17 protein-coding genes and 3 pseudogenes are annotated in these 14,234 nt (G+C 66.9%); 16 read left to right on the forward strand and 4 right to left on the reverse strand.

What is annotated here, in order from left to right; genetic code table 11:
• Positions 1–297 precede the first annotated feature (297 nt).
• Positions 298–1,065, reverse strand: a complete 768-nt coding sequence (gene map / locus BJ970_RS28710) for a type I methionyl aminopeptidase (RefSeq protein WP_184730030.1) — start codon at positions 1,063–1,065, stop codon at positions 298–300.
• Positions 1,066–1,119: 54 nt separating this feature from the next.
• Here map and BJ970_RS28715 point away from each other — a divergent pair, with 54 nt between their 5' ends.
• The 3 genes from BJ970_RS28715 to BJ970_RS28725 all read left to right on the forward strand — a co-directional run bounded on the left by BJ970_RS28715 (position 1,120) and on the right by BJ970_RS28725 (position 3,304).
• Positions 1,120–1,392: a helix-turn-helix domain-containing protein gene (locus BJ970_RS28715; protein WP_184730032.1), complete on the forward strand. Its 273-nt coding sequence runs from the start codon at positions 1,120–1,122 to the stop codon at positions 1,390–1,392.
• Between the two features lie 503 nt (positions 1,393–1,895).
• Positions 1,896–2,453: a hypothetical protein gene (locus BJ970_RS28720; protein WP_184732639.1), complete on the forward strand. Its 558-nt coding sequence runs from the start codon at positions 1,896–1,898 to the stop codon at positions 2,451–2,453.
• On the forward strand, positions 2,450–3,304 hold the full coding sequence (locus BJ970_RS28725) for a hypothetical protein (protein ID WP_246471879.1): 855 nt from the start codon (positions 2,450–2,452) through the stop codon (positions 3,302–3,304). The genes BJ970_RS28720 and BJ970_RS28725 overlap by 4 nt, the downstream gene beginning before the upstream one ends.
• Before the next feature lie 101 nt (positions 3,305–3,405).
• On the opposite strand, the gene BJ970_RS28730 is transcribed toward BJ970_RS28725, so the two are convergent.
• Entirely contained in the window at positions 3,406–4,101 is a 696-nt protein-coding gene (locus BJ970_RS28730) for a histidine phosphatase family protein (protein ID WP_184730034.1), read from the reverse strand.
• 104 nt (positions 4,102–4,205) lie between these two features.
• Complete coding sequence (locus BJ970_RS28735) at positions 4,206–5,054, reverse strand: undecaprenyl-diphosphate phosphatase (protein ID WP_312864517.1); 849 nt, start codon at positions 5,052–5,054, stop codon at positions 4,206–4,208.
• A gap of 250 nt (positions 5,055–5,304) precedes the next feature.
• Between BJ970_RS28735 and BJ970_RS28740 the strand changes: the two genes are divergently transcribed.
• The 10 genes and pseudogenes from BJ970_RS28740 to BJ970_RS38325 form a co-directional block, all read left to right on the forward strand.
• Positions 5,305–6,288, forward strand: coding sequence for an aldo/keto reductase (locus tag BJ970_RS28740; RefSeq protein ID WP_184730036.1), 984 nt, complete (start codon positions 5,305–5,307; stop codon positions 6,286–6,288).
• A gap of 169 nt (positions 6,289–6,457) precedes the next feature.
• A complete protein-coding gene (locus BJ970_RS28745) occupies positions 6,458–7,438 on the forward strand; it encodes a YncE family protein (protein WP_184730038.1) in 981 nt (326 codons plus the stop codon).
• Complete coding sequence (locus BJ970_RS28750) at positions 7,435–7,653, forward strand: DUF5703 family protein (RefSeq protein WP_184730040.1); 219 nt, start codon at positions 7,435–7,437, stop codon at positions 7,651–7,653. The genes BJ970_RS28745 and BJ970_RS28750 overlap by 4 nt, the downstream gene beginning before the upstream one ends.
• 31 nt (positions 7,654–7,684) lie before the next feature.
• The gene (locus BJ970_RS39665) at positions 7,685–8,194 is read left to right on the forward strand and encodes an amidohydrolase family protein (protein ID WP_312864518.1); all 510 of its coding nucleotides are present in this window, start codon (positions 7,685–7,687) and stop codon (positions 8,192–8,194) included.
• Entirely contained in the window at positions 8,182–8,661 is a 480-nt protein-coding gene (locus BJ970_RS38315) for an amidohydrolase family protein (RefSeq protein ID WP_246471880.1), read from the forward strand. The genes BJ970_RS39665 and BJ970_RS38315 overlap by 13 nt, the downstream gene beginning before the upstream one ends.
• The gene (locus BJ970_RS38320) at positions 8,649–9,128 is read left to right on the forward strand and encodes an amidohydrolase family protein (protein WP_312864519.1); all 480 of its coding nucleotides are present in this window, start codon (positions 8,649–8,651) and stop codon (positions 9,126–9,128) included. Before BJ970_RS38315 ends, BJ970_RS38320 begins: the two co-directional genes overlap by 13 nt.
• 210 nt (positions 9,129–9,338) lie before the next feature.
• The gene (locus tag BJ970_RS28760; RefSeq protein ID WP_184730042.1) at positions 9,339–9,494 is read left to right on the forward strand and encodes a hypothetical protein; all 156 of its coding nucleotides are present in this window, start codon (positions 9,339–9,341) and stop codon (positions 9,492–9,494) included.
• Between the two features lie 83 nt (positions 9,495–9,577).
• Positions 9,578–9,970: a VOC family protein gene (locus BJ970_RS28765; RefSeq protein ID WP_184730044.1), complete on the forward strand. Its 393-nt coding sequence runs from the start codon at positions 9,578–9,580 to the stop codon at positions 9,968–9,970.
• A 347-nt stretch (positions 9,971–10,317) separates the two neighbouring features.
• Positions 10,318–10,446, forward strand: a pseudogene (locus tag BJ970_RS40225) (DUF4158 domain-containing protein); the annotation flags it as partial.
• 55 nt (positions 10,447–10,501) lie between these two features.
• A pseudogene (locus BJ970_RS38325) lies at positions 10,502–11,137 on the forward strand (Tn3 family transposase); the annotation flags it as partial.
• Positions 11,138–11,212: 75 nt separating this feature from the next.
• Here BJ970_RS38325 and BJ970_RS40230 read toward each other — a convergent pair.
• Positions 11,213–11,540, reverse strand: a pseudogene (locus BJ970_RS40230) (helix-turn-helix domain-containing protein); the annotation flags it as partial.
• Between the two features lie 36 nt (positions 11,541–11,576).
• On the opposite strand from BJ970_RS40230, the gene BJ970_RS28785 reads away from it, so the two are divergent.
• From BJ970_RS28785 to BJ970_RS28795, 3 genes are read left to right on the forward strand one after another with little or no spacing between them, the layout of a single operon-like run.
• Entirely contained in the window at positions 11,577–12,149 is a 573-nt protein-coding gene (locus BJ970_RS28785; protein WP_246471881.1) for a TetR/AcrR family transcriptional regulator, read from the forward strand.
• On the forward strand, positions 12,146–13,570 hold the full coding sequence (locus BJ970_RS28790; protein ID WP_184730053.1) for an MFS transporter: 1,425 nt from the start codon (positions 12,146–12,148) through the stop codon (positions 13,568–13,570). The genes BJ970_RS28785 and BJ970_RS28790 overlap by 4 nt, the downstream gene beginning before the upstream one ends.
• Positions 13,480–13,956, forward strand: coding sequence for a recombinase family protein (locus BJ970_RS28795; protein ID WP_312864520.1), 477 nt, complete (start codon positions 13,480–13,482; stop codon positions 13,954–13,956). The genes BJ970_RS28790 and BJ970_RS28795 overlap by 91 nt, the downstream gene beginning before the upstream one ends.
• The last annotated feature ends 278 nt before the right edge of the window (positions 13,957–14,234 follow it).

The raw sequence follows: 14,234 nt of genomic DNA on the forward strand, positions 1-14,234 counted from the left end.
GTGGGCATCATCGCTCAGTATCCGGATCTTGTCCGGCGGCGGCATGTGTCTTTGCTCATCTTCGCGTTTTCGCCGTTATTGGCGAAAAACGTGCCATGTCCTAATTGGGCGATGCCACTCGCGGCGCCGTCACGGCAGCCGCCGGGGCCAGCACTTCGTTCCTGTTTCAACGCCGCGCGCGGTCACGTCCACCCTAACCGGCGGGATTGTCCTCGAAAAGACTCTGCCCCGGCTCCGCGGCTTCGTCCAGCCGCCCTCTCGCCTGCTCCGCTGTTGCGGTGCCGCGAAGACCGGTCCTCAGAGCGCGGTGAGCACTCGTGGTCCGTCTTCGGTGATGGCGATGGTGTGCTCGACGTGGGCAGCGCGGCTGCCGTCGCCGGTGAGCACGGTCCAGCCGTCCTCAGCGGTGCGGATGTGGTCGCGGCCGCCGGCCAGGAACATCGGCTCGATCGCCAGCACCAGCCCGGGGCGCAGCGGGGCACCCCGTCCGGCCGCGCCGTCGTTGGGCACGAACGGGGCTTCGTGCATGTCGCGTCCGACGCCGTGGCCGCCGAGTGTGTCGGGAATGCCGTAGCCGGCACTGCGTCCGACCACGCCGATCGCGCGGGCGATGTCGCCGATACGACCGCCCGGCCGGGCCGCGGCGATGCCATCGGCCAGGGCCTGCTCGGTGGTCTCGGTCAGCTGCGTGTCCTCGGGCCGGGGTGTGCCGACGCTGAAGGTGATCGCGGCGTCGCCGACCCAGCCCTGCACGCGAGCGCCGCAGTCGATGCTGACCAGGTCACCGTCGGCAAGCCGGTGCCCGTTGGGGATGCCGTGCACGATCGCGTCGTTGACCGATGCGCAGATCACGCCGGGGAACGGGGTGGGCGCCCAGTTGGGCCGGTAGCCGAGGAACACCGGCTGCGCGCCGGCGTCGGTGATCGCGGTGTGCGCCAGCTCGTCGAGCTCGCGCAACGTGGTGCCCACCGTCGCGTGCGCGCGAACGGCGTGCAGGGTGCGCGCCACGATCCGGCCCGCTTCTCGCAGCACGTCGATCTCGGTGGTGGTCTTCAGCTCGATCACACGTGTCTCCCACAGACTGGACCCAATAACTATACCGATATTAGTATCACGGTCATGGTGCGTGAGCCGCTGAACGACCACGAACGGCAACGGGGCGAACTGCTCGGCCAAGCGCTGCGGCAGGCACGCGGCGAGCGCAGCATGGTCGAGATCGCCGCCGCGTCCGGGATCTCCACCGAGACCCTCCGCAAGATCGAGAAGGGCCGCATTCCCACGCCTGCGTTCTTCACCGTCGCCGCGGTGGCCGACGCGGTGGGGATATCGCTGGACGACCTGCGCACAGGTGTAGCGGCGGCGCAGAAAACGCAACACCCGATGTCGGCGTGACGCTGCGAACGCCGGAGCCGCCAGCCAGAGATGTGGCACTCCATGGCGATGCCGCCGGAACTGGTGCGCTCCCTCGTCGGCCGGGCCGCGCCTGGAGCAGGTAACCGATGCGCTGCTACCGCATCCGTCCTAAATAGGCACTCCCTCCAGAGCATAAATCTTTCTTAAGGCCGGTTGAAAATCGTCGCCGGCCATGAGCCGCCTGATGCCCCGACCAAATTCCCGGCGCGTTTCGCGTCGCCGCCGGAAAACGTCCACATCGGACGAAAAGGGTCGCGACTCTTCGTGTCCGCACATGCGTTTCCGGTGATCACGCGGCGCACAGCCCGAGACGCTGCGATGGAGATCACATCCGGAATCTCGCGGTTCCATACGCTCCGGCAATCCACCCAAAACCCGATATCGCACCGAACGTAAGGACACAGGTTCGTGACGAATTCGCTACGATTCCCCCCGCCGGGTCGGGGACAAATAGCACCGGCACAACACGAAGGAGTCACGAGTTGCCTGCCGAGCACCCCGACCAGTTGCGTCGCTGGTGGTGGAAGACCCCGCTGGCGGTCCGGCTGCTGCCCGCAGCCGCGCTGTTGATCGCGACCGGCACTGGCGTCCTTAGCGCCCTGCCCGCAGGCGGCCAAGACCTCGCCGCGCTCCCCCAGCCCCCGCAAGCGCCTATCGGCTACCTCGCGCAGACCACCACGGCACCGGCCCCGGCGACGCCCACCACCACAACCGAACCGGAACCGGCAACGCCAACGACCACACCAACGAACACCACCACCACGAGCACGACGACCCCACGACCCACGACCTCAACAACCACCACCACCCCACCGCAGCAGCCGCAGCCCACCCACCCGGACATCCCCCCGGGCCAGGACGGCAACAACGGCCGCCCACACCCCACCACCGCCACCACCACCGACGAGCAGGAGTCGGCCCCGACGGTGACCGAAGGTCAACGCTGCTCCCACCAAGGCGACGTCGGTAGCACCGCCTCCGGTGCACCCGCCAGCTGCCAACGGTCCGGTGACGGCAAGCTGAGGTGGACCACGCAATGATGAACAACACCGAGGATTCCTCCACCGACCGCCATCACGCCAGCGCCCTGAAAATCCTCGAAAACGGCCCCTACGCCCCGCGATGCCCCGACGGACACGGACCGCTGAGCACCGTCGCCGACGCCGACGCCCCGACCGGCGCGGCAATGGTGTGCACGACCTGCGGACAACGCCGCGGCATGGAAGTCACCATGCTGCGCACCCTGCTCAGTCCCCAACAGACCCGCTTCGACCAGCCACTGGCCACCCCGACCGAAAACCCCTCGCTGGCCGACACCATCGAAATCCCCCGGCTACAACCCCAGCCGCCGCCCCCACCGCAGCCCGAGAACACCGCCCGCGAACCACTGGGCAAGATCACCTCGGAAACCACCCGCGACGACCTCACCGCCGGCGACGAAACGTCCTTCGACTTCCCCACCCAGCCCGGCCAACCCGCGCGCGGCCGCCAACCTGACGGCACCATCCGCACCACCGGATGGCTGCAACTGGGCCGCTGGCCGATCAGCTCCGGACTGTGGGCCGCACTGGCAGGCGCCGCCCTGGGCCTGGCTCTCATCGACCTCTACACCTGGCTACCGCTGATCCTGGCCACCACCGCCTACGCCACCTGGTTCGCCGCAATCCGCTGGGTTCGGCCCGCCTCTGCGGCCACCAACCTCGAACTGGTCTACGCCGACGAACTCGAACCCGACGACGCGATCCGTATCCACGGCCCCATCGGGCCAGTCGGCATCGTCGACCAGATCACCCCGGCCAACAGCCAGCAGGTCCTCATCCGTTTCACCGGCGGCACCCAGCGCTTCCTTCCCGCCGACACCCGCTGCCACCTCGTGAAACTCCGCAACTAGAGAGTGCTTCAAAGCGGATTGCGTGCGGGTAGCGGAACCCCATCAGAACCCGCTGGAGCGCCCGAAGCACACCCAACCGCCAACCGCCCCGGCCCGCACAATCAGACGCGATCAGCCTCCGGCGCGCCCGTCGAGCCACCCACGACGGCATCCGAGTGCGACTTCGCCGCATCCGGCGGCGGCAACAACCCCGACACGTCCCCACCGGTGTCGTTGACCTTCAACACAAACGGCCGGGTCTCGGTGTAACGCACCACGCTCACCGAACACGGATCCACCACGATCCGCTGGAACGCATCCAGGTGCAGGCCCAACGCATCCGCCAGCACCGACTTGATCACATCGCCATGCGTGCACGCCAACCACACCGCATCCGCCCCCAACCGGCGATCATGCGCCCGCACCGCGGCCACCGCCCTCGCCTGCACCTGCGCCAGCCCCTCACCACCCGGGAACACCGCCGCCGACGGATGCTGCTGCACCACCTTCCACAACGGCTCCGCAGTCAGCTCGCTGACCTTCCTGCCGGTCCACTCCCCGTAATCGACCTCGGACAACTCCGGCTCCACCACCGGCGAAAGCCCACGCTGCGCCGCCAACGCCGCCACCGTCTCCTGGCACCGCTGCAACGGAGACACCACGATCTCCCGCACCGGAACCCCCGCCAACCGGTCGGCCAGGCCCGCGGCCTGACTCACTCCGGTCTCGTCCAACCCGACACCGAGCGAACGCCCGGCCAACGTTCCGGCACCATTGGCCGCCGACCGCGCATGCCGCAACAGGATGAGAGTCGCCACGACCGCCGAGCGTAGGCCCACACCGCCACGCAACCCACCACAACCCCCCGAAAAAGAACGTGGTCCGCACCAACAGGTACGGACCACGCCCACGGATCACCAGGTCACGGCTGCATGACACCGAACCCCAACAACCCGAACACCACCAAACCCAACGCGATCCGGTACCACACGAACAAGTAAACGCTGTGCCGCTCCACGAACCGCAACAACCAGGCGATCACCGCATACCCGATCACCCCGGCCACCACCGTCGCCACGACCATCTGCGCCACCGTCGGCTGCAACCCGTACGCGCTCGGCTCGAAAACGTGCGAAACCTCCGACACGCCCGCCGCGAACACCGCCGGAATCGCCAGCAAGAACGAGAACCGCACCGCCGTCGGCCGGTCCAATCCCAACGCCAAACCAGCAGTGATCGTGCCGCCCGACCGCGACACCCCCGGAATCAACGCCAACGACTGCGCCAACCCCATCAAGACACCATCACGCAACTGCAACCGGTCCAGTCCCCGAAGCTGACGACCGAACCGCTCCGCCAACCCCATCAACACACCGAACACGATCAACGTCGCACCGGTAATCCACAGACTCCGCAACGTCGACCGGATGTAGTCCTGAAACAGGAAACCCAACACCCCGATCGGCAAGCTGCCAACGATCACATACCACGCCAGCCGGTAGTCCGGCGTCCGCCGCACCTCGGCATCCGCCAGCCCGCGGAACCACACCGCCACCAACCGCACGATGTCCTTGGCGAAATAGATCACCACCGCCAGCTCGGTACCGATCTGCGTCACCGCCGTAAACGACGCGCCCGCATCATCACCAAAAAATAACTTCGACACGATCGACAAATGACCGGACGAAGAAACCGGCAGGAACTCGGTGAGCCCCTGGACCACGGCCAGCACCATGGCCTGCAACCACGACAACGAAATCCACTCCCGCACGATCGCAAAGACATTTGCGCGCCCACCGGCCACCGGCCGGTGGGCGCAGAACCCAGATCTTGCAGCATCCCCACCGACCCTCCTCCCCCACCCCGCAAACCCACATACCACCAGGTCTCAGGCGATCGATCACACCCCGCAACGAACAAAGCAGGCCTCCCCCGACCGCTGTGATCCGAGACACGCAGAACCAGACCCGCCGCCACAGCCTCACCGACCACAGCCGCCACACCGAATACGCTCACGCACCGTGGAACACCGACAACTCGGCCGCAGCGGCCTGCGCGTCTCCCGCCTCGCCCTGGGCACCATGACCTGGGGACTGGACACCGACGCCGACGAAGCCGCCGAGCAACTGTCCACCTTCCACGAAGCCGGCGGCACCCTCATCGACACCGCCGACGTCTACCAAGACGGCCACAGCGAACAAATCCTCGGCGATCTGCTCGCCACCCACCTGCCCCGCGACGAAATCGTGCTCGCCACCAAAGCCGTCGCCCGCCGCAAACCCGGCCCCTTCGGCGGCGGTGCCTCCCGCGGCGCCCTGCTCACCGCCCTCGACGGCTCCCTGCGCCGCCTCCAAGTCGACCACCTCGACCTCTGGCAACTACACGCCTGGGACCCCACCGTCCCCCTCGACGAAACCCTCGCCGCCATCGACACCGCCGTCACCACCGGCCGCGTCCGCTACGCCGGCATCTCCAACTACTCAGGCTGGCAACTCGCCACCGCCGCCACCCACCAGAACGCCAACCCCACCCGCACCCCGCTGATCGCCACCCAAGTCGAGTACTCACTGCTCGAACGAGGCATCGAACGCGAAGTCACCCCCGCCGCCGAACACCACGGCCTCGGCCTGCTCGCCTGGGCCCCCCTCGGCCGCGGCGTCCTCACCGGCAAATACCGCAACGCCACCCCACCCGACTCCCGCGGCGCCACCAGCCACCTCGCCAGCTACGTCGAACACCACCGCACCGAACGCGCCGCCCGCATCGTGCAAGCGGTCCTCACCGCCGCCGAAGGACTCGGCACCTCACCCGTACACGTCGCCCTCGCCTGGGTCCGCGACCGCCCCGGCGTCACCGCCCCCATCCTCGGCGCCCGAACCGCCGCCCAACTCAAAACCTCCCTCGCCGCCGAACACCTCACCCTCCCCCCAGCCATCCGCGCCGCCCTCGACGACATCAGCACCCCCGTCAAGAGCTACCCCGAACGCAACCCCGCCCAGCCCTGACCACCCATCGGGTCAACCTCGACCACACCCATTCCCGCCCCGCACCCCACCTGCCACCCTGAGACCCCGCCCACCCGGGCCAACGACCACCCCGCCAACCGCATCAGGAATCCTGGAGAAAGGAACACGCACCGCACCCAGCGGGCACGCAGCACTTAGGAGGACCTCGTTGCGTCGTCTGGCCGCCCTCTGCCTCACCGCAACCCTGCTCACCGGCTGCGGCACGGACACCGCCAGCGACCCCCTCCAGGTCACCAACACCCTCACCGCCGCAACACCCGCCACCGCACCACCCACAACCACCCCGCCCGCAGGAACGGTGCACCCAGCACCCCCGGTGCAACACACCGCCTTCGACCGCGACACCCACACCCTCGTGCTCGCCAGCGGCCCCACCCTCACCCTCATCGACCCGCGCACCAACACCCAGCGCACGGTCAACCTGCCCAGCGCCCCCGCCGGACTGCGCACCGAACACGGCAAACTCCTCGCGGCACTGCCCGACGCCAACCTCATCACCCGCGTCGACCTGAGCACCGCCACCGCGCAATCCACCCCGGTCCCCGGCGGCCCCGTCGACGCAGTCGACCTCGACGCAAACCGGACCGCCGTCGCCCTCCGCGACACCGCCAGCGTCACCGTCCTGCAAAACGGCAAACCCGTCACCACAGCAGACAAATTCCAAGGCCCCGCACAGCTGCTGCCCGCCGCCAGCGACATCTACGTCCTCGACCGCCTCACCACCGCACTCACCCCCATCAACCCCACAACCGGCACCAAAGGCGCCGGACTGCGCGCCGGACAAGGCGCCACCAACGCCTTCACCGACCGCTACGGCCGCATCATCACCATCGACACCCGCGGCCAAGAACTCCTCGCCTTCAGCACCGACCCGCTGGTCATGAAACAGCGCTACCCGGTCGTCGGCGCCCCCTACGGCCTCGCCTACGACCCCACCCGCGACCTAGCCTGGGTCACGCTGACCGCAACCAACGAACTCGTCGGCTACGACATCGCCGGCGGCGAACCCCAGGAACGCCACCGGCTGCCCACCATCACCCAACCCAACTCGGTCGCAGTCGACCCAGACACCGGAGACATCTACATCGCCTCCGCCAACGGCGCCGGATACCAGGTGGTGAGAATGTGAACGTGGAAGGAATCGACACCGATTCGGATTGGGAGTACCGGCCGCTGCGCCTACCACCGGGCATCACCCGCTGGAGCGCAGCGACCCAACTCAGCATCCACGCCGAATTCTCCGGCTGGGAACTGTCCCGGGTACTCCTCTACTCCGACGGCACCCGCAAGGTCTGGCTGCGCCGCCGCCGAACCACCCCCGGCGTCCCCGGCCTGCTCACCTGACAGCGAGTGCGGTTCTGCACAGGGGTGGGGTGTGCCGGGTACGCGAAAGGCAGGCCCGCGTGACCAACGCCGAACTGCTCACCGGAGCGCAGCTCGCCGACGGCACCGGAAGTCCCCTGCGCCCAGCCGAAGTGCTCATCCAAAACGGCCGCATCACCGCCGTCGAGCCCCCGGGGGGACTTTCCCGCCGGACACGCCACGACGCGATCTCACGGGACTCGTCCTCGCCCCCGGCTTCATCGACGTCCACTCCCACGCGGACAACGCCCCGCTGCTCACCACCGACGACACCACCAAGATCTTGCAGGGTGTCACCACCGAAGTCGTCGGCAACTGCGGCTTCAGCCTCGCACCATTCAGCACCGACAATGCCACACCCTCGCGGCATTCCTGCGACGACTGTTCCCACCGCTGGACTTCACCTGGACCGGCTTCCCCGACCTCTTCGCCGCCACCGACGCGGCCGGTTACGTCACCAACTACTGCCCGCTCATCGGCCACGGCACCCTCCGCATCGCCGCGCTCGGCATGGCCGACATAGCCCCCGACGACACCGCACTACGCACCATGCGAACGGCCCTCGAAGAAGGCATGACCGCCGGTGCCTTCGGCCTCTCCAGCGGCCTGATCTACCCGCCTGCCGTCTTCTCCACCACCGACGAACTCACGGCAGTCGCCGAAGCCCTCGGCGGCACCGGCCTCTACGTCACACACATGCGCGACGAAGGCGAGGCCCTACTGGACGCCATCGACGAGGCGCTGCGGATCGGCGCGACCGCAGGCCGCACCCACCTGTCCCACCTCAAGGCCACCCACGCCGACAACTGGGGCAAGATGCGACCCGCACTGGACAAGATCCACCAGGCCCGCAGCACCGGCCACGACGTGGTCCAGGACGTCTACCCCTACACCACATCCTCATCGCGACCACCGCCAGCCACCGCTACGAAGGCCGGACCGTCGCCGAGCTCGCCGCAGCCGCCGACACCGAACCGGTGGACGCGCTGATCGACGTGCTGGTCGGCGAACGCCTCCGCGTCTCGATGATTAATTTCGCGATGCACGAGGATGATCTCGAACTGGCGATGGCCGACCCGCACACCATGATCGGCTCCGATGGGTTGCCGCCTGGCACCGGAGGCAAACCGCATCCGAGACTGACCGGCACCTTTCCCCGAGTTCTCGGCCGCTACGCCCGCGAACGGGGCGTGCTGACGCTGCCCGAAGCGATCCGACGGATGACCTCGCTGCCCGCGGCGTCCTTCCGCATCCCCGACCGCGGCATGATCGCCCCCGGACACATCGCGGACCTGGTCGCCTTCGACGCCGACGCCGTCATCGACCTCGGCGACTACCAAGACCCGCTACGGCCACCGAAAGGCATCCCCTGGGTCTGCCAAGCCGGCCGAACAGTCGTCGACAACGGCGAATACATAGCCCCGCGGAACGGCCGCCGCCTCACGCCGAAGGCCTGACTTTGTCTTGGCGTATTTGGTGATTGCGGGGTTAGCTGATGATTGCTGTATTGTAAATTTTGATCAACACTGAAACTATAGAAGTTAATACTTCACATGTTGGCAGCCCAACCGGGCGATTCTGATCAGTAGCAAACCGATGCCACGTGCGATCTCCGGAGCCGAGAAGCACCATCAGGCAATAGATTCCGCGCCGAGAGGAGCAATGGCATGACGCTCGCCGATTACTTTGCCGCACCGCACCAGCGAACCGGCCCATTCGACGTGGAACCGCGCGAACTTCACCTGCCCACCCACGACCGGACCGAGGCCGACCCGGACTTCGACGAGTTCGACGAGAGCCACCTCATCCGCGGCTACGACTGACCACCGCATGGCCGATTCGTTCAAGCCTGGCCCCTGGCACCGGCCATAGCCTGCAAGGACGACATCGACTAGCGGGAGTTTCAATGAAAGCCCAACTGGATCTCGTCGGCCTCGTCGTCACCGACATGGCGCGATCCCTGGCGTTCTACCGCCGACTCGGCCTGGACGTGCCCGCCGACGCCGACCAGCAGCCACACGTCGAGACCACGCTGCCCGGCGGAATGCGATTGGCCTGGGACACCATCGATACGGTCCGCTCGTTCAACCCGGATTGGCAACCGGCCACCGGCGGCCCGCAGATCGCCCTGGCTTTCCTGCTCGACAGCCCGGCCGAAGTCGACGCGATGTACCGGCATCTGACCGAAGCCAGCTACGCAGGCGACAAAGCACCGTGGGACGCCTTCTGGGGCCAGCGCTACGCCGTCGTCCACGACCCCGACGGCAACGGGATCGACCTGTTCGCACCGCTGACCTAAGTCCCCAATGGACCACCACATCAACGGCGAAGGCGTAGGTCGCACCGCGACGATCACTTCGACGGCAGGACCATTCCCCGCCCCCGAAACCCCTTGCCACTCACGGCTAGAGCCAACGTTTGTCCGATTCATAGCGGTTTTCGGAGGCGAAGTCAGTATCGGGTTGATCTTGCTCGAAGAGATTGATATCATTCAACACTGAAGGAATAGATCCTAATGATTTACCGGTTCCGCTCCCGGCGGATCCGGTGGTGATCAGCCGGCGCTTGCGGCAGCGTGATCCGCATGACCCGATTCCGCTTCTCCTACAACATCTTCGGCTCGGGTTCAGCCTTCAGCTGTCGACGGTGCGGTATTTGGGGACGTTCCTGGCGGATCCGCTGGAGGCGCCCACCGTGGTGGACTTTCGGGCGGAACAGTTGGAGATCACGGATCCGTCGTGTGTGAAGTCCTACGCGGAACGGCAGGCCACCCAGTGGGAGCACACGGCGGAGATCCGCCGCGAGTTCGGCTACCGGGACTTCGCCGAACATTCCCCTAGCCCAGCTCTGGGGCGGTGGCATGGTCGCCTCGGTGGATGGGCTGCGGTTCGTCGTGCCGGTGAACACCGTCTACGCCGCCAAACCCGCGCTATTTCGGTCGCCGCAGGGGCGCAACCTGGCTCAACGCGATCAACGACCAGGTCGCCGGGATCGGCGCCACGGTCGTGCCGGGCACGCAGCGGGACTCGCTGTTTCAGCTGGACGTGATGCTCAACCCCGACCACGGGCGCCGCCCGGAGCTGGTCACGTCAGCTACGGCTGGGTATTCGGACATGGTCTTCGGGTTGTACCGGATCTGCGGGATGCAGTACGCGCCCCGGCTGGCAGGACTGGCCGACACCCGGTTCTGGCGCATCGACCCGGCCGCGGATAGGGCATGGAAGACCAGCTCGGCGCGCTGGGCCTGGTGCTCAACGCCGTGGTGCTGTGGAACACCACCTATCTCAACGCCGCCGTTGAGCAGCTGCGCGCCCAGGGCTACCCGGTCAACGACACCGACGCCGCCCGGCTGTCCCCGTTGATCGACTCCCATCTGAATGTCCACGGCGCCTACACCTTTCACCCGCCCCAGTCGGCCGGGCTGCGCCCGCTGCGCGACCCCGCCGACGTCGAACCAGACGAGTAGGAGATCTCATGTCCCGCCGCACGATGTTGTGCCAGGCGCACGAACACGGCCGGTTCAACCCGCGCCGACGGTGATCCTTGTGGCCGTGAGATGACTGATCGCCACACCTGTGTCGTTGAGTTCGAATGCGATCCGGGACGCGGACCTTTTGCGCTCACGCCTCCAGGTCACGGTCTGCTGGGCGATCTCCGGCGGCGTGGCGCTCGGTTGACGGCGCGGGGTCGACCGGTCCAGTAAGCCGACGTCACCGTAGCGGCGCCACCGGTTCACACCCACTTCGACGCGCAAGAGCGAGAGATACCCATCTCGGCTGCCACATGAGCGATAGGCCTGGTCCGGCAACGGTCAACGAGTCGCCGCCGTCCCTCGATGGACAACGGGTGTTGCGATGGATTGACGTCACATCTATTTAGTAGTTAGTAACTGATAACTTGTTGCCATGGCTGAACGTATGAGTGGGGCCGAGCGGCGTACTCAGGTGTTGACCATTGCGGCGGAGGAATTCGCGGCTCATGGCTTGCATGGGGCGTCGACGGAGGCGATCGCGCGGGATGCGGGGATCACGCAGGCGTACATCTTCCGGATGTTCGGGACGAAGAAGGCCCTGTTCCTGGAGTTGGTCCGGGCGGCGTTCGAGCGTTTCAGCGACGGGATGCGCGACGCGGGCGAGGGCAGAACGGGTCTGGATGCGCTCTCGGCGATGGGCGCCCAGTACTTCGGCCTGTTGGCCGACCGGACCGGGTTGTTGTTGCAGCTTCAGGGTTTCGCTGCATGTGGCGATCCGGAGGTGCGGGACGCGGTGCGGGCATGTTTCGCACGGATGTGGGGCACAGCCGAGGACGGCACTGGGCTCGAACCGGTGACCGTGAAGACGTTCCTCGCCTTTGGGATGCTGCTAAACGCTGGCGCCGCGATGGACATCGAGCAGATCAACGCCGCGTGGGCCGATGGTGTCCGCACCCGGATCCAATCCGGTCTGTTCGCGCACATCACGACCGAGGCAAACCGATGAGCGCCCGCACGGACGACCGCAGCGCCGTCTCCGTCCAGCGGGACGGACGACTGAGTGTCGCACTAGTATGCACAGCGTTGGCGGGAGCGGTGATCGGCAGTGTCGGGGCGCCTCTCATCACTCCGGTCGCCACGGGAATGCACGTGTCCCTGGATGCTGCGCAGTGGACCTTGACGGTGACGCTGTTCAGTGGTGCGATCGTGGGCCCGGTTCTCGGCAGGCTCGGCAGCGGCCCGTACCGCCGTGTCACGATCCTGGCCACACTCGCCCTGGTCACGCTAGGTGGACTGCTGACGGTGCTCCCGCTTCCGTTCGCGGCGTTGTTGATCGGACGCGGCTTACAGGGGCTCGCGGTCGCGGTCGGGGCGCTGCTGATGAGCGTCGCCCGCACACACCTGCCACCTGAGCGCTCGGCGTCCACGATCGCCGCGTTATCGGTCGCAACCACAGTAGGGATCGGGGTCGGCTACCCCGCGATCGGTCTTCTCGACCAACTCGCAGGCCTGCGCGCCGCATACGGACTCGGACTCCTCCTATCCACGGTCGCGCTCGCCATCGCTTGGCGAACACTGCCCGTTGAGGCACCCGGGGAGCTGCCCCGGATCGACGTCACCAGCGCACTGCTCCTCGCTCTCGGCACCCTCGGGCTCCTACTGGTCATCGCCGAACCCTCGATATGGGCGACCGCGTGGCTGGCCACCGGCATCCTCGCCGGTGCCGCCGCAGTCCTGGCCGTATGGGCGTTCATCGAACAGCGCACCACAGCACCATTGGTGAACCTGCGGCTGCTCAGTCAAGGGCCCGTCCTACGCGCGAACCTGGCGATACTCGTGGCCGGGACAGGCTTGTACCTGCTATTCAGCCTATTCACCCGCTACGTGCAGACCCCCGCCGGTGCTCACTACGGATTCGCCCTCCCTGGCATCGCCGCAGGTGCAGCACTGATCCCGTTCTCGCTGCTCGGGTTCGTTGCAGGAAAAGCGGTGCCGCGTCTCAGCGTGCGCAACACCGAACGTTGGACATACGCGGTCTCTGTCCTGATCGCCGTCGCCAGCGCACTGCTGTTCGCCGCCGGCAACCAGTCGCTACTCGCCGTCCTCGTCGCGATCGCCCTACTCGGCTTCGCCGTCGGTGGTGTCTTCGCAGTGATGCCCAAGCTCGTCCTCGTCGGTGTGCCCCAAGGAGAAACAGCCAGCGTGCTCTCGATCAACCAGATCGCCCGCAGCATTGGAATGAGCATCGGCAGCGCACTCGCCGGCTTCCTACTCGCCGTCACTACCCCGAACGGCGCAATGCTCCCCACCCAGGATGGCTACATCACCGCCGCACTGTGGGCACTGCCCCCACTCGGCACCAGCGCACTCATCATCGCCGCAAACCGATCCCCGCGTCCACCAGCTCAAGCGTCAAGAACGTCCTGACCCTGGATCGGGTCGGGCGCTCGACTGCGCATCTCGTCTCGCTGCTGGACGAGTTCCGGCAGCGAGACGTCGCGTTCCGGTTCCTGGAGCAGGGCATCGACACCACCACCGCCGAAGGCCGCATGGTCTACCGGATGCTGGCCGCCGTCGCCGAATTCCAGCGCGACCTCATCGTGGCCAATACCAACGAGGGTCTGGCCGCTGCCCGAGCCCGCGGACGCAAGGGCGGCCGGCGACCGAAGCTCACTGAGCAGCAAGCCGAGCTGGCCCAGCAGCTTTACGACGCACGCGAGAAAACTGTCCAGGAGATCGCCGACCTGTTCACCGTGCCCCGCAGCACGATCTACGGCTACCTCAACAAGTCCGACCAGCCCTCCGGCGCTTAGCGGAGGATCTCGTACGGCTGCTACTCAAGCCCCGTTACGGCTTCACCTACTACAGCGTGCACGGGCCGTACCTGGACACCTTCGCGCCCGTCATCGAGCGCGTCCGCGCGATGATCTGAGCGACCACGCGCACCACCTGGCCATGGCGCTCGCTGGCCCGAAAGACCCGCGCCGCACGGTTTTGTATCGGGGTAAATTTCATTTCACTCAGTACTGAAACAATGGAGCTTATCGAAATGTAAACACCCGAGCTCTGACACTGAGTGCCGCTTAGGTGG

Origin of the sequence: Saccharopolyspora phatthalungensis (genome assembly GCF_014203395.1) — a bacterium.
GTDB classification, from domain to species: Bacteria; Actinomycetota; Actinomycetes; order Mycobacteriales; family Pseudonocardiaceae; genus Saccharopolyspora; species Saccharopolyspora phatthalungensis.

Excerpts from the sequence above, each read along its gene's own strand:
- BJ970_RS28790 (WP_184730053.1), top strand. The coding sequence starts at position 12,146 with ATGAGCGCCCGCACGGACGACCGCAGCGCCGTCTCCGTCCAGCGGGAC.
- BJ970_RS28785 (WP_246471881.1), top strand. The coding sequence starts at position 11,577 with ATGGCTGAACGTATGAGTGGGGCCGAGCGGCGTACTCAGGTGTTGACC.
- BJ970_RS28760 (WP_184730042.1), top strand. The coding sequence starts at position 9,339 with ATGACGCTCGCCGATTACTTTGCCGCACCGCACCAGCGAACCGGCCCA.
- BJ970_RS38315 (WP_246471880.1), top strand. The coding sequence starts at position 8,182 with ATGGCCGACATAGCCCCCGACGACACCGCACTACGCACCATGCGAACG.
- BJ970_RS28725 (WP_246471879.1), top strand. The coding sequence starts at position 2,450 with ATGATGAACAACACCGAGGATTCCTCCACCGACCGCCATCACGCCAGC.
- BJ970_RS28765 (WP_184730044.1), top strand. The coding sequence starts at position 9,578 with ATGAAAGCCCAACTGGATCTCGTCGGCCTCGTCGTCACCGACATGGCG.
- BJ970_RS28715 (WP_184730032.1), top strand. The coding sequence starts at position 1,120 with ATGGTGCGTGAGCCGCTGAACGACCACGAACGGCAACGGGGCGAACTG.